This is a genomic window from Ochrobactrum sp. AN78 (genome assembly GCF_029909885.1).
Lineage (GTDB): Bacteria > Pseudomonadota > Alphaproteobacteria > Rhizobiales > Rhizobiaceae > Brucella > Brucella quorumnocens.
In genome coordinates this window covers 96,047-114,523 of record NZ_JASAMU010000015.1, presented here as the reverse complement: position 1 = coordinate 114,523, position 18,477 = coordinate 96,047, and the positions used below count along the sequence as shown (strand labels likewise).

Genomic DNA, 18,477 nt, shown 5'->3' with positions numbered 1-18,477 from the left:
CATGGTGCCATCGATGGTCAGATCGCCGCCGACATTGAACAGGCCAGTCTGCTCAGGGGCGCCGAGCGCCACCTGGGTGACGCTGCCGCTTGCCAGGGTGAGATTGCCGTCCACGGTGAGGATCTGGCCGGAGCGGCCCAACAGCACGCCGCCTGTTCCGACATTGAGATCCTGCTTGATGGTGCCTGCACCGCCGATGCGACCGCCATCAACCACATCATTGACGGTTCCACCCAGAATGCCATCGACGAGCAGGGTGCCATTCTCGATATTGGTGATGCCGGTAAAGCTGCTGCTGTCGCCCGACAGGCGCAGGGTTCCCGATCCGCGTTGTTCAATCAGGCCACTTCCCGAGAAGCTTCCGGTGAAGTCGACCTGGTCGGCGCGATCAAAGGCTGTGGTTCCGTCATTGGCGACATCGCCGATGATCCAGCCCTGGCGCCCGCCATTGCCAATCTGCAGCGTGGCACCGGCATGGGTTTCGGAGCCGGCCTTATAGCTGTTATCGGCCGTGAGGATCGTGCGCCCGGCCACCACATTGACATGGGTCTGGTTGAGAATGGTCGGGTCAAACGCATAATCATTCTGCGTGTGGTTGAACACCAGATCAATCCGACCGCCCGGACCACCATCGGTATAGGTGCGGACAGATCCAGAGTCGCCACTGGCCAATGTCGTGTTGATAGCTGCGACATCCAGCGTCCCGGCAGCCTGCGCTGCATCACCTGCCGCAGCCCCGATATTGATGGTGGCGCCTGAGTTCAAACCGCCGCGTGCGCTACTTGTGGTCACAAATTCGCGGGCCGTGATGGTTCCGCCATTCGAGACCGTAATCGTGTTGTTTCTTGATGCAGCATCCGGAGCATCAAAGACAATTGAACCGGTCTTTGCGCCGCTCGGGTTCCAGTTGCTGTTGCGGATGTCGAGGATGGATCCTGGACCATCGACAGTAATGGTTGCATTTCCGACCAGAGTAAAATTACCGGCACCGATGTTGGGAAGAGAAGATGAGACGAGAGCCGTTCCATCGAGGTTGAGTGCGCCCCCATTGCTGATCGTGATGATCTGCGAGGCGGTTGTGTTGACGTTGCCGAGCGCGGCATAGCTGGCATTGTAGCTTGAGCCCGCGCCATCAATCGTCAAGCTGCCACTGGCCGTGCTGCCACGCGTCTCGCTCATCCCAAGAACGGTATCGTCTACCGTCGCGCCGCCATCAATCAGCAAGGATCCGGCGGTTCCATCATCGCCGCCCATGATCTCGGTAAATGGTGCAAAGGCATCATCGCCTGCCCATCGCACCCGAGTCTGAGCGCCGGTGACATGGATGTCGCCGCCTTCAATGTGAAACAGACTGGTGGGACGAAGGAATGCCTCGGCACCTTTGGTCTCCACCTGCGCACCATCGGCAATGGTAATGCTGCTGCCGCGAAATACTGACAGCGCTCCGAGCGTGGCCGTGGTCTGCGCGCCGGTGATGAGCGCAGTCGATCCATAATCTGCGCTGAGACCGCCATTGCGGAGCTTGGCGCCGTTCCTACCCGCAAAGGCTGAGGTGATATTGCCGCCATCGGAAACAGTGAGATCGGCATTATTGAGAATGACGCCAGTAAACTGCACGGTCGTGTTGATCGTGCCATCGAAATCTGTCTGAATGCTAGAGCCTGCACCGGAGACATCAATGCTCATGCGGCCCTCAGCTTTCGTACCGAGAATGTAGCGCGACGATTCATCGCCGTGGCCGCCAACATCTGTGACCAGGATAAGTTTTGACCCGTTATGGACCTCAACCGAGCCGGTGCCCGCTCCGGTGCCGATCGCTTGCGGGATAGCTCGGTCTCCATCATCAAATGCAACACGCAGCGTACTGCCATTGTCCAGCTTGATCTGGCCACTTGAACCGGCATTCTTGCCGAGCGTAAAATCCGACAGAACCCTGATATCCACAGTCTGGCCGTCGGTGCGCTGATAAATGCCGGCACCGGTATTGCCAATGGTGACCGTATCATAGTCGTCATCCACTGCCGTAAACGGCGAATTGACGACCGCTGGATCCACCACCAGATCATCGGCCCAGACCGGGGCCAGATTGACCAGCAGCGCAACAATCGAGGCGCCGCTCAACAAGGCGAATTTGCGCAGCTGTCCCTGTTTGGCTGTGCCAGCGCAATTGTGGCGTGAAAGACGTGACGCGAGGCGCGGCTCGAACATGAAATATCCGTTCTCTGAAATGCTTGGGACGATAGGCAAAGATAATATTTGTGGGGCTAAAGAATTCCGGTCTTATAGGCAGGCAAGAGGATGGTATCGCTCACACAATGCTAAGTGATTTGCCCGAATTTACCATGATCACACGATAATAAAATATAAAAACGCTGATTACTCTATATATGACAAGTATCTAATTTATAAAAATATGAAACAAACAAATTTATACTTGTTTCGATATTTTACAAGGAAAAACAAAGCACTTCGGCAATCGACGCTATAGTTGTCGTCGCATCGGTTTGAATTCTATCAGCAACTTCAGGTCAAGACGGCAGAAATGGCGATCGTATGTTGCAAAGAAACAACGCCATGCTGGCCGTGATCGCAAGGAGGCCGGCCCTTTCCAGGCGCCAATCGCTTGAGGGTGCCTCGCGTTTGATCAACGCGCGTGGACAGACAACAAAAGGCTCGGGACGCGTTGGTTGTGGACCCGGTGCATCAGTCCGTGTTAAAACAGGTCTCCATGCCTACATGCCTGATGCTCCCCGCTCCGGTGAACGGGGCAGAGTTGTTGTCTCTTGAAGCTGCAACACAGGCAGTCGAGGCCGCTGATACCTTAGCCGGAATGCCAATTGCCACAGGCGTCACTTGTGGCAATCTGGGCAATGAGAATGCTGCAAGAGTGGGCAGTCAGACTGCAGATGAAGCGATATGACTGGCCTCAGACGATCGCGACAGGCGATTGATGATCTTTAAGCCAGTGGACGATTTATGCTCTCTTGGCGTTGCCGATAATCAAGTGAAGTTTTTTCTGTTCTCAAGGAGAAGGCAGCATGTTTCGATTGGGTAAAAGCTATCAGCACTTTAGCCGCGCGGGCGGCTGCGCCTGCTCAAGCCCTGTGCTGCATAAAATCTCCAGCCGGCTGGATCGACTGTCGCGAAGGCATTTCCTTGCAGGCGCTGCAGCAACGGCCGCTGCAATTCTCACCGCGGACCAAGCCCTGGCCCAACCAGAGAAAATTCTCCTCACTCATGTGCGTCTTTTCGATGGGAAGTCTGATAGCCTGCGGCCAGGCATCCAGGTTCTGATCGAGGGAAATCGGATCGCGTCGGTTGATGCCGCCAACAATCCGCCCCCCGAGGGAGCGCGGGTTATCGATTGCGGCGATCGTGTTCTCATGCCCGGCTTGATCGACGCCCATTGGCATGCGGTCTACGCCGCCGTGCCACTGCCGGTTTTGATGGAGGGGGATCCCGGCATGATCTTTGCCGCCTCCACCGCAGAGGCCGAACGCACGCTTCTGCGCGGCTTTACCACGATCCGCGATCTCGGCGGTCCGACATTTTCCTTCAAGCGCGCTATCGATAACGGTCTCATACCAGGCCCGCGGATATTTCCCTCCGGCGCAATGATCACGACCACCGGTGGACATGGGGATTTGCGTCTACCCACCGAAATTCCCCGCGACGGCGGTCGATTGAGCACCTCCGAATTAATGGGTGCTGCGGCGATCGTCGACGATACGGGCGACCTTAAATTGCGGGTGCGCGAACAATTGCTGCAGGGAGCCTCACAAATCAAGGTCGTTGCCGGCGGTGGCGTCTCATCGCCGCGCAGCCCATTGGATATGTCGACATTCAGTGAGGACGAAATACGTGCCGCCGTCGAGGTGGCCAAAGACTGGAACACCTATGTCACCGTGCACGCCTATGGGTCCAACACCGTGCAAAGATCTTTGAGAGCGGGCGTTTCCTGCGTCGAGCACGGCCACCTTATGGACGAGCAGACCGCACGCATGATCGCTGAAAAGGATGTCTGGCTCAGTACCCAGCCTTTCCTCACCACCGCGGATGCTGCCCCGCAAACCGGACCGAGTGCTGCGCGGATAGAGCAGCTTTTCGCCGGAACCCCCACCCTTTATCAGCTCGCCCGCAAATATGCGATCAAGACAGCCTGGGGCTCCGATGTCCTGTTTTCACCCGAGATGACGCCACGCCAGAACTTCATGCTCACCCATCTAAGCCAGTGGTATTCAAATGCGCAGGTGCTTCAGGCGGCCACATCGGTCAATGCCGATCTGCTCGCACTCTCCAATCTGCGCAACCCCTATCCCGGCAGGTTGGGGGTCATCGAACAAGGTGCGTTTGCTGATCTGCTGTTGCTCGGCGAAAATCCTCTCGATGATATCCATGTGCTCGAAAGACCGGCGCAAACGCTGCTGCTGGTGATCAAGGACGGACAGATCTTCAAGAATACGCTGCCAAGCTAACTGGATTCAGACGATCGCGGCATGGAGGTCAAATGGCCAAGCTGAGCAATGCAGCGCTCAATCTGATCGCGGCCAGCATGCTGATCGCACTGCTCTATTATGGCCGAGCGGTATTCGCACCGGTGGCCTTTGCATTGTTTATCATCATGCTGGTCTGGCCGGTTCAGCGCGCTCTTGCTTCCGCCCTTAACCCTGCACTGACCCTGTTGATCAGTTTTGTCCTGGTACTTGGCGTTCTGCTGGGCTTTGGATGGCTGATGGCCTGGACCGTCGGCCAGGTTGGACGCCGTATCGCCAGTGATGCAACCAGCTATCAATTCCTTTATCAGCAGTTGCGAGACTGGCTCGATGCGCATGGCATTGCTGCCTCGCTTCTGTGGTCGGACAATTTTAACATCACCACAACTTTGCGAATGCTGCAAACAGTCTCACTGCAACTGCGCAATATATTCAGCTTCTGGCTGATCGCTCTGGTCTATGTGCTCCTGGGTCTTGCTGAAATTGACGAGTTTCGCGCCCGGATCAATATGTTGAACAATCAACAGGCCGTCGCTTCTTTCCTGCGCGCCAGCAAAGCTGCAGCCACCAAAATTCGCTTCTATATGCTGCTGAGAACGGCAATGAGCCTTGCAACCGGAGTCTTCGTCTGGCTGCTTACCCGTCTGCTTGGCTTGCCTTTTGCCGAGACCTGGGGCTTTGTTGCCTTCATCCTCAACTTCATTCCGTTTCTCGGTCCTCTGATCGCCACACTCCTCATCACAGCCTTCGCCTTTACTCAATGGGGCGACTGGCGCTGGGGCCTTTTCATCTTCGTTGGCTTGAACGCCATCCAGTCCATCATCGGCAGTGTGATCGAACCGCGCTTGACCGGACGAACGCTTGCCTTGTCGCCGCTTGCTACGCTGTTCTCGGTGTTCGCCTGGGCCGCAATCTGGGGGGTGTTCGGTGCCTTCATCGGGGTTCCCGTGACCATTGTCCTTCTCACCTTCTGCGCTCACCATCCCAAAACAAGCCCAATCGCTGAACTCTTCGGCTTCCCGCGCGCAGCCAGTGATGAGGAAAAAACTAACTGACACTGCAAATCGTTGCTTCTAACCCCAACGTGTCGTCATCGGGACGAAGCTCGACGATCTCTTTAGCTCCCTTGCACTTCCAGGCTCGCTTTCCGCGCGCTCCGTGCTCGATTAACCAACTGTCTGCGTTGGGGCGCAAAGTCCGCTCATGCGATCAGCAATCCCTGTGAGCAAGTTCGCTCGCTTTGCGGCGTGGTCGAACCGGCTTCGCTGGGTTGCCCGCATAAACCATCCAGGGCTCGAGATCGCGGAAGCTCACCGCTCGCGCCCCCAGGACTGCGCCTTCCTCGACACTCACCCCCGGACCGACAAATGCTTCCGCTGCGATCCACGCGTATGGCCCAAGACTGATCGGTGCGGCGGTCAGGGAAAAATCGTGACGGTCAATATTGTGACCGGCCGTGCACAGATGTGCGCCTTGAGACACAATCGCGTAGGGGGAAAATGTAATCGGGGCGACATTGTAACAGATCGCACCTGGACCCAGAGAAGAATGCGCATCCATGATCAGGTTGCCGGGCCACCATATACGGGCGCTCGCACGCACAATGGCTGTTTTGTGCATACGGGCCCCGAAAGCGCGCAGGATCATGCCGCGCCAACGCCACAGAAAAGACGGCGTCCAGGCGGCGAGCAGCAACCATGTCATTTGCCAGACGAGGCGGAAAAGCCGGTGTTGCAATGTGAAAGTTGCCTCACCCTGCATGGGGCTGGACGAAGCCATCCTTCCGGCGATCACAGGCGACGGGGAGCGCGTTGCAGAAGACATTCAGTTCAACCCTTCCAGAATTTTCGTTGCAGGCGCATGGCGATGCAACGGTGTCGGCAAGCGCACCGAACTGTTGCGGATTCGACAAAGTGACAGGACTGGGATCAGAAAAATCGCCATGTGAATCCACACCGGAATAACCCAGTCCGTCTGATGCGAGATTGCATGCATCGCGGGCACGATCGACAGCATGTAGACCAGTTGACCCAACATCTCGCCGGCCATCGCTGTTTCCCAAAGACGGCGCATGACCCATGCGAGAAGTAGGAACTTCAAGGCACCAAAATACCAAAATGATGCGAAGGCATCGACAAGTCCTGTTTCGGTCGTGCCGGTGAGAGGGTTGTAATCGCGGCTTGGCTTGGGGGTGTCAAACTGCAGAGCATCTTTCAGCTTTGACCCCACCAATTGCGCAGGCACGAAGGTGAAGACGACGCGGTTCCAGTGAAACTTGCCATAATCAAACTCCAACCGGCGATCAATTTCGTCGATACGCTGAACGGCATTGCGCATTTCCAGTCCGCCACGCTCGAGTGTTTCATTGAAGTTTTCGGCGTAATCGATTTCCATGATGTCGTTGAGGACAAAACCCGAAGCGGCGCGGGTGATCTGGCGATAATCGCCCATGCTGGTCATCAGGAAGGTGCCTGCGAGAATGCCCAGCGCCATCAGGACGCGCGGCACAACCCATCGGCGGTAAAACCACAAGGAAAGCAGGATCATCAGAAAAAGCTGGATCGCCTCCGCACGCTTTCCAGTCACCAGAATGCGATCAAGATAAAACACCAGATCAAAGCCGATTATCGCAAGCGCGGTCCAGGAAGGCCGCCGGACAAAGCACAACAGCGCTATCGCCAGGCCGTAAGGCATGAGCTGGGCAAAGAACAGGTAGACGACAGGCATGCCCGTCATCTGCATCCCAATGGAAACTTCGCCGGGCAAGCGGCTCAAAAGATAATAGAAAGCCGCGCCGAATGCCGACAATGCTGCCGCTGCCCACACAAGCCGCCTTTCACTGAAGCTCATGCTCAGTAAGGCGATTGGCCGCTTCGCCAGCCGCCATCCAAAAGCCAGCATAGCAAGGGACAAAATCCCCATGATCATCGTCTTGTCATAGGCGCCCGAGGGCAGGAACTGGTCATGGACCAGGGCAGGAACCTGGGGAAGCAGAAAGCCAAACGTCATGACGCCAGCGAGAAAAGGGAACTGATACATGCGCTCGGCGCACAGCAACCCACCGGCAATCAGGCTCATCACAAGTCCGACGAACATCCATGTCAAAGACAGGGTCATCCCTTGCTCCCTTGCAGCGCGCAGACGCTCGCTATCCCTGTCGCCCGATCCTTTGTGACAAGATTGGAGGGCAGGATACGACCAGATGCCAGATACCAGCCGAGCTTGGCATATTCCTTTGCAACCAATTCCAGCTCGGCAGATGTCGCCGGGAAACCCATCGCATTGCTGTCGACGGCAATAGGCGATGAACTGAAATGCATTTGCGGGCAGACCGAACGAAAGCTGGCGATGGCGCGGCGCGAATGATACCAGTTAGTCACAATGACCGCGTTCCGCGCCCTTATCCTCCGCATCACGGCTGCCGAATAATACGCATTTTGCCATGTGCTACCGGATTGACACTCGACCAGTATGGCTGAAGGATCGACGCCATCGCGTATCATGATCTGCTTGTTGAACAGGCAGTCACCATCCCCGGTAATCAGAATAAGCGGGGAGCGTCCTTGTTTCCAAAGCTTGGCTGCCTGGGCAGCGCGTGGCGGTCCGTCGCCGCCCGGAACGACGATCACGTCGGCCCTGCTGCCGTCATCTGGCAATGTGAGCACAGCGTCGCTGTAGAAAACCGCAGCAAGGCTGATCAGCAAAGCGCAAGGCAGTAGCACCAGAGCCATCATACCATACGCCGCTCAGCTTGTTTGTCACGCAACCCGGGACGAATGACGTCTTCTGAAACTTGCAGCTTGGTTTGCCGCCGTTCTTCCATCTTGACGACGATCATGAACTCATAGGCGGCAAGCAACCGGCAATAAAGATAGCCTGGCTTTCCATCAAGGAAGCCGCCACGCAAAACATACATGTAAACAAAGCGCAAGGAAGGTCTGAACGGCATATGATAGGACAGCGATTTCAACGCCCGCCTTCTCGGCTCAGGCTTCATCGAGAAAAAGCCGCGCCAATCGATCTTACGTTCCAATTGGCGATTACAGGAGAGATCCGCTTCCGCTGTCGAATAGCGGTTGTGTTTCTCGTACCAGGCCTCAAGACCCTTGTTGAAGCTGTAATGAATGAAATGCGCCTTCAAGGCACCTTCCGCGCCGCCGCTGGCGCGCGAATGAACAGAGCGCTCAAACCGAACCCGGTCGGGACGTACCAGACGCGTGATCCAGGTCGGATAAAGACTGGCATGCTTGATCCATCGCCCCATGAACATATTCTTGTAACGCGCCTTAAAAAAAACTTCCGACCGCGTCGGATCGGCCGCGATGGCCAGCATTTCGTCCCGCAGATCATCGGGCGTGATTTCATCTGCATCCGGCGTATAGACCCACGCATGCTTGAATTTTATCTCTGTCAGACCATACATGCGCTGACGGTCTTCGCTGTCATAGGCGCGCTGATAAACCCGGGCCCCTCTCGCCCTGGCGATCTCAACAGTGCGATCGTCGCTGAATGAATCCAGCACCACAATGTCATCACACCAGTCAAGGCAGTCCAGGCAGGCGCCGAGGTTGACTTCTTCATTGCGTGTCATGATGAGAACGGAAAGCGTCATGAAGTTGCCCCTGGCATGGTGATGTTGGTTTTGGCCGCTGGAACCGCGTCGGCGATTGTGCCACTTGCTGGCAGGATCGGGCTGAGCCCTTTGCGTGTGCGGAAAACAAGCAGGACATGCGCGCTGAGCGGCAGCACCATCGCAAAAAGCATCGTCCATGCATCCGCTTCCAGCGCGATCGCCGCATAGGCGATCGCACCTGAAACAAGGTTCAAGCCCCCGATCGCCAAAGCTGCTTGTCCAGCCGACAGCCCATGATCGAGTAACAGATGGTGCAAGTGGTGCCGGTCAGGCGAGAACGGGCTTCTGCGTGCCCAAAGGCGGCGAATGATCAGGCTCAACGTATCAGTGACCGGCACGATCACCACCCAAAGAAGAATCGGGAAGGCTGATACGCCATGCCGGTTCGCCAGCAGAAGAATGGTGCCCGCAAGGGCTGCGCCGAGCACAGTGCTGCCGCCGTCTCCCAAAAAAAGACTGGCTTTACGCCGCCAGGGATGGCGCATGTTGAAGATCAGAAAGCCCACACAGGCAGATGCCAGCATCAGAGACTGAATGCCAAGACGGTCCTCAGACAGTCTGAAGCTAATGATGGCCAGCCAGAAAAATGCCGCTGCACTGGCAAATCCAGCCAGCCCATCAATGCCATCGCTCATATTGACCGCGTTGAGCAGACCGATGATGAAGGCGAGAGCGATAAAGACGAATATCGGCCCGGTCAGCACGTCACCGAAGATTTCGCCAGACGCGTTCAGCAGGTTTTCGCCCACGCCCTGACCAAGTCCCAGATGGATCTGGGTTATGCCTGAGACACCGATGATCAGAAAGGCCGCCAGCAACTGCAGCGCAAGCCGTGGCGCGACAGGCAGATCAAAGCGATCGTCGACCACTCCGGTCATCAGGATCAGGAAAAGGCCGGGAAGCAGCGCGATCGCATTGGCTGCACCCGCCATCACCGGCGTGAAGGCAGCTGTGATCAGGAAGGCAAGGAAAATAGCAATCCCGCCACAGAGCGGAACATTGCCGTCATGCCTTTTGCGCGCGTTGGGGATGTCGACGAGATACCATTCCCGTGCCAATCCCCGCAAGCCGAGGCAAAAGACAACAGTCATGCCAAATGCCAAGGGCGTGGTCCAGAAAAGACTTGTCATTTCTCCTCCCATGCGCGTTCAAAAGAAATCTCCCTTCGTTCTAGCGGGTCGAGTTCGCCGCTGCGACTTGGCTTTAGAGCGTGTCCCTTACGCCTTTCAGATAAGGGCTTAACCCAAGGTCCAGATTTCCCCGGCACCGCAAGTCTTTATCCTTCTTCCAGAATGGGAGCGAAGTGACCGCATCCCGAATGTCCGGGGGAGCGGAAACCTTGCAGAATCCAACACCAACACCGTCGACAACAACACTGTCCGGCATCCACGCAGGCGCAGGATCATGAGCGGCGCACGCAGAGGTTTCCTCATGGCAGCGCTCGAGCAATATGCCGGTCTGATCTTCAATTTTCTGACCGTCATCGCGGTGTCGCGGTTTCTCGGTCCGGCCGAGACCGGTGCCGGCGTTGTGGGCCTGAGCATTGCTGCGATCGTGTTTTCTTTGCGCGAGTTCGCCAGCCCGGAATTTCTCATCCGTCTCGAGACGATAGAGGACCGCGATATTCGGACCTCGATGACATTCCTGATGCTGGTGACCCTCCTTTTGTCGAGCGGGTTGTATCTGGCGCGCGATTATTTCGCGCTCACCTATCACGATGCCTCATTGCTGCTGTTTCTCGACATCACCATCATAGCGGCAATCGTCGAAAGCCTGTCGTTGCCGGTCGTCGCCCTGTTACGGCGTGAAATGGCGTTCGGAATGCTGGCGCGGATCCGAACCGCTGGTTCCGGCTTTGGCGCCCTGATCACCATCGCCATGGCGTGGCTCGGATTCGGGCATATGTGCTTTGCCTTCGGATTGCTGGCCAGCGCGCTTATGACCACAGGCTTGGCAATGACAATCTATCCGCTTGGACGCCTGCTCAAACCGTCGCTGCACAGCATCAACATTGCCATGCGCTTTGGAATCTACCTCGGCGGAAATGCTGGATTGAACAAGATTTGCGAGACGTTTCCCCAATTGATGCTCGGTCGCTTCATGCCGATCGCATCGGTGGGTATCTACAACCGTGCCAATACAGTGAGCGGTCTGCCGGATCGTATTTTCCTGTCTGCGGTCTTCACCGTTGCCTTCCCCATGCTCTCCGCGCATGCCCGGGCCGGTGGCGATATCAGCCGGGCCTATATTCGCGCGCTTTCCTATATTTCCGTGGTCTACTGGCCGGCGCAGGTCCTGCTCGCCCTTCTGGCCTATCCGGCGGTCGAGATCATTCTCGGACCAGGCTGGTCAGAGGCAGCGCTCATCGTGGCCATAACAAGTCTGGCAAGCCTGTTCTGGTTTCCAGTCATTCTGACCTATCCGCTCCTGATGGCGCTCGGTGCCAATCGGGATGCCTTCATCTCCAATCTCATCGCCCGGTCCGTTGCCACCGCCATTCTTTGCCTGGCCGCATTCCATGGCCTGCTGGCCGTCGCACTCAGTCAGTTCATCAGCCTGCCATTCCAGATGATCATAGCGATTGTCTATGTGCGCAAACATGTTGCCTTTTCCTACCGGGTGCTGGCAACCGAACTGCTGCGGAGCGCATGTGTCACCCTATTTGCTCTTGCAGGACCTTTTGCAATGGTTGCGGCAGATGGGTTGGGTGTTCAGATGGCTTTCCCAAAAGCGCTGTTGATCGGCCTGCTCGCAGTCGCTGGATGGCTCGTGGCATTGCTGGTTACCCGTCACCCGTTCAGCTATGAACTGCGAGCGGTATTTCGCCCGGTTGCGATGCGGCTAAAAACACGATTTAGCCGCGTGGCGCCCAAATGGTCGAAGCTCTCAGAACCCGCCGAATGAGGCCCGACATGGTGAAAACACCCCATCACCTCCCAACCGTCGATATTGCGATACCCAATTATAACTATGGACACTATCTGCTGGAATGCGCCAACAGCGTCCTGTCGCAAACAGGCGTGGCGGTAAGACTGTTGATCATCGACAACGCGTCGACCGACAATAGCGCAGCCTTGGCCCGCACACTCGCCGCCAATGACCTGCGCGTTGAGCTGCTGCTGAGACCAGAAAATCTCGGACCGCATGCTTCCTTCAACCAGGCGATCGACTGGGCGCGTTCGGAGTTTTTTCTCATTTTATGCGCCGATGACCTTCTGTCGCCCGGCGCCTTGGCGCGCAGCGCCCAACTGCTTCAACAGTGTCCGGATGTTCATCTTGCATTCGGGGTCGCTCAATCCATTTCAGAGCAAGAGAGGCCACCGCAAAAACGTGCCTTCGTCCATGGTGGCGATTGGGACATCGTTGAAGGTAAACGATTCATCGAATGCGCATGCCGACACGCTTTCAATCCAGTGGCCGGTCCCACCGCTCTGGTGCGCACAGAAATACAAAAGCGGGTCGGCTATTATCGACCACAGCTTCCCCATACCGATGACCTCGAAATGTGGCTGCGGTTCGCAATATGGGGCAATGTCGCCTCAACCCGTGATGTGCAGGCCTTTGCACGCGTCCATACCGCCAATCAATCGGCCCAAGTCGCGGGTATCATGAACTGGAACCGCGAATTTGAGGCCGCATTTCGCTCGTTCTTTGAACAGGAAGGGCGCGAGATTGCAGGGGCATCGGGTTACCTTGAGGCGGCGCGCAACTGCCTTACAAAACGCGCCTATTGGTCGGCCTTCTCCAGTTTCTTGCGGGGAGAAAAAGGCGCGGCAAGGTTGATGGCCTTTGCTCTGAAACGACGCCCGCTGCTGGCATTATTGCCACCTCTTGACTATTTGCTGGAAAGGCGCCACCGACACAATTAAGTCCGGCGCCGGGGTTTCAAAGCAAGAGGGTTCGTAAAACCTCTTCCTGTTGCTCAAGGCGACGACGATAGATGTTCACACCGCGCTCCACGACCATCACCAGTTCCGCCCGACACGCGAATAACTGATCAATCTGCTCAAGCAGATGTTGGGGATCGAAAGTCTCAATCTGATGACAATAGGCACCCAACCCCGTGTCATTGAGCAGGGCATCATTTTTTTTTGCATAACCGATCGATATCGCCGGCCTTGTCATCGCCAGAGCACAGACGATGTTATGATAGCGGCTCGCGACCACAATATCCGTCAGGGCTATCTGTTGCATCAGTTCCTGGAGCGATGCGGGCGGTTCGAAGACCACATTGCCTTGATCGCGATGGCGAAGGCGAGATTGGAGATCGTTCACCGCCGCCAAGTCGCCCTGATCACCGATGAGAAGACGCACCTGCCTTCCCTGGTCAAGCAAACCCTCCACCAGCCGAGCCATTTTGTTGAGATAGGTGTCATAGATTGCCGCACCGTCCTCTGCGTTCTTGCGCCAACCCCTGTAATTCATCACGCCAACACCGATCCGTTGATCGGCGCCGTTTGTAAGCACATCATCGGCGACTGGGAGCGCAAATGCGATATCGGCACTCACCCCATCATAGCGCGCACTGACACCCAGTGAGCGCATGAAGTCATAGGAAACCTGGTCCCGATAGGAACGATGGGAGGCGAGGAGAGCGGCGCTGCGGATGAACGCTCGACTGAGCGGATGCGTAACCGGACCCGCGCCAATGGAAATAAATGCAAAACGGGCGCCTGCAAGCCTGGCGGCAATCGACCAGCGCAAAATCGCAAAGGGCCAGCCAAAAGGGTTCTCGTTGAAGTCATCAAGAATGCCCGTCCCTGGAACGATAATCAGATCGAGCCCCTGGGCGAGGGTCAAGGCGGCAATGAAGCCGGTCAGCCTGCGGGGGAAGTTGAAGAGCAACTTGTTGAGCAAACGCAGATAGCCTTGAGCGGGAGCGGCTTGCCCCACCGACACCGCCTGGATGCGAAATTTCGGGGTGATGATCTCGGGACTTGAGCAAATGCAGACCAGCTGCGCATCGGGTGAAATCCGGTTCAAGACATGCAACATTGCCTCCAGCGAGCCGTCATTGCCGGTATTGCCAGAACCGAACTGACCGAAAAGACCTATTTTCATAGACGTGTCTCCAACACCCTCTCAGAAACTAAGCTGCGAATAAAAATTGTGAAAACTGGCAGAAGGGTGAAGACCCTCCTCTTATGTAGGAGGGGATCTACCTCTGATAGCCAGAATGCGTGCCGGCGCAATTTCGCTACACTGCAATGCGGTATATCAAACGCCCCCCGATATACTGGAGTAAGGCTTCGAGGGATTCGTCCCTCGAAGTCCTGGTTCCATCTCAACCACCGGGGCATTGGGTTGCGCTCATGAAATGTGCTTACTTTGTCCGTCCGCATATTGGCGGCACTTACTCGGTATTTACGCGATTGAGTTCGTCTCTCAAGGAAAATGGGGTTGAACTGCGCTGGCTGGCTGCGGGCGCCGCGGGTGAAACGATCTCCTTGCCGCCTGAAGGGCATGGCCTGCATGAAACGCTGCGCAAAGGCGATGCCATCGATCAGATGGGTGTGTTGGACGAACAAACCCGCGCCCGCCGTATGATCGGCTTCCTACGCGAGAATGATTTCAAGGCCGTGTTCGTCAATGTGCTTTCAAGCCGGTTTGAAACCAATCTCGTCCGCTACCTTCCCGAGGATATCCTGCGCGTCATGATTGTTCACAACATCACGCCGGGAACCTATGCGGCCGCTCGCGAGATCCGCGACCATGTCCATGCAACCGTCGGCGTTTCCCAACGCTGTCGCGATGATCTGGTCAAGAGTTACGGTTTTGATCCGCAAAGAACGCTGGTTATCCCCCATGGTTTGAACCGCGCCCCAAACCCTCGGCCCGCCGTGCAACAGGCCGGGCAGCACGCCCCGCTGCGTCTCCTTTATCTGGGCCGGATCGAAGATAATTCCAAAGGTGTCTTCTGGCTGCCGCAGATCCTGCGCGAGCTTCGCTCCCCCTGCCAACTGACGGTGGCCGGAGACGGGCCGGACCTTGCTGAATTGCGCAGCCGCCTCTCAGAATTCGACGACAAAGTAACCTTTACCGGCTGGATCGCACCTGCGGATATTCCATGGCTCGTCAGCCAGCATGAGCTGATGATCATGCCCTCCAGATTTGAGGGCTTCGGCCTCACATTGATTGAAGCAATGAGCCAGGGCTGTCCCGCCGTCGTTTCGAAAATTGCAGGCGTGACTGACCTGATTGTGACCCATGGCGAAGACGGGTTGCTGTTTGCGGTGGGCGACGTCAAGCAGGCGGCGCGCCATATTGACCTGCTTGCTCAGGATCCCGGTTTGAGGGCCAGGATGTCCGAAGCCGCCATCCTGAAAGTGGCAATTGCCTTCGACAACGAACGCGTCGGAAAGTCCTATGCGTCCCTGTTGGAAAACCTTGCCGCAAGCCCGCCCGACATCGCTCCCGCCTTGCCGATGGCGCAATGGACAATGCCAAAGGCGCTTCATTCCAGCCTGCGCAGCCGGTTGCCAAAACCGGTCAAGAACTGGTTGCGCGAAATGAGAGAACGCCTGAACGCCGCCTTTACGCCTGTCTGATGGAATAACCAGCGAAGGACAAGGACATGAACCTTTTCACCTCAAGGTTTCACAATTCTCAATTGCTCAGAAGCAAAGCGCATGCGCTCATTCCAGGTGGCTGCCATACCTATGCGAAAGGGGATGATCAATATCCCGTGCTTTCACCCGGGTTTATCCAACGCGGCTCCGGTTCGCATGTCTTTGATGTCGATGGCAACCAATATATCGAATATGGCATGGGCAATCGTGCGGTGGGACTTGGCCACGCGTATCCCCCCGTGCTCCAAGCTGTTCGCGACGCGTTGCAGGATGGCTGCAACTTCACCCGTCCAAGCGCGATCGAGATTGAGTGCGCCGAGAGTTTCCTGGAATTGATCGATGGCGCGGAAATGGTCAAATTCTGCAAGGACGGATCGGATGCGACCTCGGCGGCCGTTCGTCTGGCGCGCGCCTATACAGGGCGTGACATGATCGCCTGTTGCGCGGACCATCCGTTTTTCTCCACCGATGACTGGTTCATTGGCACAACCAAGATGAATGCCGGAATCCCTGCTTCGGTCTCCGCCTTGACCACGTCATTCCGCTATAATGATCTTGCCTCGGTGCAAGCCCTTTTTGAAAACTATCCCGGAAGAATTGCCGCGCTTATTCTCGAACCTGCGCGCATGGACGAGCCGCAAGCGGATTTTCTGCATCAAGCCAAACGGATCGCCCATAAGCACGGTGCCCTTTTTATTCTTGACGAGATGATCACCGGGTTTCGCTTTCACATGCGCGGCGCGCAACGGCTTTATGATATCGAGCCGGATCTTTCCTGCTTTGGTAAGGCATTGGGCAATGGCTTTGCGATTTCCGCCCTGGCTGGCAAAGCGGACTATATGCAATTGGGTGGTCTCACGCAGACAGACTACGCCCGCGTTTTCCTGCTTTCCACCACCCATGGCGCGGAAACCCACGCGATGGCAGCGGCGATCGCAACCATGAAAGTCTATCGCGACGAGCCGGTCATTGAACGCCTTTACCAACAGGGCCAACACCTCGCTCAAGGCGTTGAGGCCGCGATTGCCAATCATGGGCTGGGCCAGCATGTGCTTTTGATGGGCCGGCCCTGCTGTCTTGCCTACGCAACTTTGGATCGTAACGGCGAAGCGTCACAGGCGTTCCGCAGCCTTTTCTTACAGGAAACCATCCGGCGCGGCATTCTCATGCCTTCCCTCGTCGTCAGTTATACCCATAGCGATACCGATATTGCCCGGACCGTTGAAGCCATCGATGGAGCGCTTGGCATCTATGCGAGAGCGCTCAATGACGGTGTCGAGACCTATCTCACCGGCCGCCCCTCGCAACTGGTCTATCGTCGCTTCAATAGCGTGCCGGCCAATCCGCTGACCCGATGAGGATCGCGCGCTCAGGCCTGATGGTTATTGTATTGCTGATTCTGACCGCAGCCCAGCCGCCGACCATCTTTCCTCTTGCTGTGAGCGGCGACCAACGGTTGTTGGAAAATGCTGAGGGCCGCCCGCTTCTGCTGCTGGGGGACGCCGCATGGTCATTGATCGCGGAACTCGATCGCCAAGGCGCAACCGCCTATCTCGATGACCGCAGCAGGCGGGGGTTCAACGCGATCCTGGTCAATCTTGTCGAACATCAGTTTTCCAGCCACCCCCCGGCCAATGCCTTTGGAGACCTGCCTTTTCCCCAGCAGCCCTTCGAAGCATTGGGAAAGACCTATTTCGATCATGCGGCATGGGTCATTGATCAGGCATTCAAAAGAGGCATGCTTGTGTTTCTCGTCCCGGCCTATCTTGGGGTCAATGGCGGTGATCAAGGATGGTATAGAGAGGCTGCGGCGGCAGGTCCGGCGCAAATGAAAGCCTATGGCGAAGCCGTCGCGCGGCGGTTCGCACAATACCCCAATATTGTCTGGGTGCTGGGCGGGGATTTTGATGCGCCTGACAAGTCACTTGTTTCCCAAATGGCCGAAGGCATTGCCGCCGCTTCACCCGGCGCGCTGCAGACCGTCCATGCGAGCCGCGATACGCCCGGCTTCGATCTGTGGGGCGGAGAGCGCTGGTTCTCGATGGATGCGGTCTACACTTATGACGACGTTCACAAGCAAATATTGCAGCGAAGCCGTGGCGGCAGACGACCGGTGATATTGCTGGAGGGCGCCTATGAATATGAGCGTGACACCACGGCACGGATGATCCGTCGCAACGCCTATGGCGCCATGTTGGGCGGTGCAGCCGGCCAGTTTTTTGGTAACAATCCCGTCTGGCACTTTTCCGGGCCGGGCGTGTTTTCTTCCGACCAGCACTGGCGCGATGCCCTCAATAGTCCTGGTGCCCGATCAATGACGGTGTTGAAGGCGATTTTCGAGAGAATTGACTGGTTTCGTTTGCAGCCCGATCGGGACCATTCCATCACCGATGTCGAGGGGAGCTACGCCGCCGCCTGGCCCAATCACCGGCTCATTGCGATTTACGGTGATGCTGATAAGTTTCAGGTCAAAGCCGATGTTGTGAAGGGCCCGACCTCCGCCTTATGGCTTGATCCCGCCTCCGGTCACGCGGTCGCTGCAAGCACGCCGCAACTGCAGCAAGGCGTGCAAATCTACCAGCCCCCGCCCGATCGCAACAATGTCCCCCACAGCGACTGGCTGTTGCTGATTGGCAGCCCGGAACAGATCGGGCTCCTCCAAAAGCGGTAGACCTTACGACCTTTCGTGTCTTTGTTAACCGCTTGTCCGAAGCAAGCAATCCTTCGGTCAACTCGTTCTTGCTGCGCATGCGCGCTAGCCTGCTGTCATCATCAAGATGAG

General features: G+C 56.7%; 15 protein-coding genes. 8 read left to right on the top strand and 7 right to left on the bottom strand.

Translation table 11 applies throughout. The features are described from left to right. Nucleotides 1-2,208: beta strand repeat-containing protein (locus QBD00_RS21200; protein ID WP_318580464.1), on the bottom strand; the 2,208-nt coding region annotated here is incomplete at its 3' end. A gap of 520 nt (nucleotides 2,209-2,728) precedes the next feature. Between QBD00_RS21200 and QBD00_RS21195 the strand changes: the two genes are divergently transcribed. The 3 genes from QBD00_RS21195 (at nucleotide 2,729) to QBD00_RS21185 (ending at nucleotide 5,548) form a co-directional block, all read left to right on the top strand. Next, complete coding sequence (locus tag QBD00_RS21195) at nucleotides 2,729-2,920, top strand: hypothetical protein (RefSeq protein WP_318580463.1); 192 nt, start codon at nucleotides 2,729-2,731, stop codon at nucleotides 2,918-2,920. A 118-nt stretch (nucleotides 2,921-3,038) separates the two neighbouring features. Then, nucleotides 3,039-4,475, top strand: coding sequence for an amidohydrolase family protein (locus QBD00_RS21190; protein WP_318580462.1), 1,437 nt, complete (start codon nucleotides 3,039-3,041; stop codon nucleotides 4,473-4,475). Nucleotides 4,476-4,507: 32 nt separating this feature from the next. Next, the gene (locus QBD00_RS21185; protein ID WP_318580461.1) at nucleotides 4,508-5,548 is read left to right on the top strand and encodes an AI-2E family transporter; all 1,041 of its coding nucleotides are present in this window, start codon (nucleotides 4,508-4,510) and stop codon (nucleotides 5,546-5,548) included. 154 nt (nucleotides 5,549-5,702) lie between these two features. On the opposite strand, the gene QBD00_RS21180 is transcribed toward QBD00_RS21185, so the two are convergent. The 5 genes from QBD00_RS21180 to QBD00_RS21160 are packed head-to-tail and all read right to left on the bottom strand — an operon-like array spanning nucleotide 5,703 to nucleotide 10,256. Beyond that, nucleotides 5,703-6,317, bottom strand: coding sequence for a putative colanic acid biosynthesis acetyltransferase (locus QBD00_RS21180; RefSeq protein WP_191793628.1), 615 nt, complete (start codon nucleotides 6,315-6,317; stop codon nucleotides 5,703-5,705). Continuing rightward, complete coding sequence (locus QBD00_RS21175) at nucleotides 6,318-7,610, bottom strand: hypothetical protein (protein WP_191793627.1); 1,293 nt, start codon at nucleotides 7,608-7,610, stop codon at nucleotides 6,318-6,320. After that, complete coding sequence (locus tag QBD00_RS21170; RefSeq protein ID WP_191793638.1) at nucleotides 7,607-8,224, bottom strand: YdcF family protein; 618 nt, start codon at nucleotides 8,222-8,224, stop codon at nucleotides 7,607-7,609. Before QBD00_RS21170 ends, QBD00_RS21175 begins: the two co-directional genes overlap by 4 nt. Then, a complete protein-coding gene (locus QBD00_RS21165) occupies nucleotides 8,224-9,105 on the bottom strand; it encodes a glycosyltransferase family 2 protein (protein ID WP_191793626.1) in 882 nt (293 codons plus the stop codon). The genes QBD00_RS21170 and QBD00_RS21165 overlap by 1 nt, the downstream gene beginning before the upstream one ends. Further along, nucleotides 9,102-10,256, bottom strand: coding sequence for an MraY family glycosyltransferase (locus QBD00_RS21160; protein WP_151094066.1), 1,155 nt, complete (start codon nucleotides 10,254-10,256; stop codon nucleotides 9,102-9,104). Before QBD00_RS21160 ends, QBD00_RS21165 begins: the two co-directional genes overlap by 4 nt. Nucleotides 10,257-10,530: 274 nt before the next feature. On the opposite strand from QBD00_RS21160, the gene QBD00_RS21155 reads away from it, so the two are divergent. Both QBD00_RS21155 and QBD00_RS21150 read left to right on the top strand, forming a co-directional pair. Continuing rightward, on the top strand, nucleotides 10,531-12,030 hold the full coding sequence (locus tag QBD00_RS21155) for an oligosaccharide flippase family protein (protein ID WP_191793624.1): 1,500 nt from the start codon (nucleotides 10,531-10,533) through the stop codon (nucleotides 12,028-12,030). Nucleotides 12,031-12,038: 8 nt separating this feature from the next. After that, entirely contained in the window at nucleotides 12,039-12,995 is a 957-nt protein-coding gene (locus QBD00_RS21150) for a glycosyltransferase (protein ID WP_318580460.1), read from the top strand. Nucleotides 12,996-13,011: 16 nt separating this feature from the next. Here the strand turns inward: QBD00_RS21150 and QBD00_RS21145 are convergent, their stop codons facing one another. After that, nucleotides 13,012-14,187 carry a polysaccharide pyruvyl transferase family protein gene (locus QBD00_RS21145; RefSeq protein ID WP_318580459.1) on the bottom strand — a complete coding sequence of 392 codons (1,176 nt, stop codon included), beginning with the start codon at nucleotides 14,185-14,187 and terminating at the stop codon, nucleotides 13,012-13,014. 251 nt (nucleotides 14,188-14,438) lie between these two features. On the opposite strand from QBD00_RS21145, the gene QBD00_RS21140 reads away from it, so the two are divergent. Genes QBD00_RS21140 through QBD00_RS21130 form a run of 3 tightly spaced genes read left to right on the top strand, consistent with a single transcriptional unit; the run spans nucleotide 14,439 to nucleotide 18,366 of the window. Continuing rightward, nucleotides 14,439-15,674 (top strand): glycosyltransferase family 4 protein, encoded by a 1,236-nt coding sequence (locus tag QBD00_RS21140; RefSeq protein ID WP_151094074.1) that lies wholly within the window; start codon nucleotides 14,439-14,441, stop codon nucleotides 15,672-15,674. A gap of 26 nt (nucleotides 15,675-15,700) precedes the next feature. Continuing rightward, the gene (locus tag QBD00_RS21135) at nucleotides 15,701-17,053 is read left to right on the top strand and encodes a glutamate-1-semialdehyde 2,1-aminomutase (protein ID WP_151094076.1); all 1,353 of its coding nucleotides are present in this window, start codon (nucleotides 15,701-15,703) and stop codon (nucleotides 17,051-17,053) included. Between the two features lie 20 nt (nucleotides 17,054-17,073). After that, nucleotides 17,074-18,366, top strand: coding sequence for a DUF4038 domain-containing protein (locus QBD00_RS21130; RefSeq protein WP_151094078.1), 1,293 nt, complete (start codon nucleotides 17,074-17,076; stop codon nucleotides 18,364-18,366). The last annotated feature ends 111 nt before the right edge of the window (nucleotides 18,367-18,477 follow it).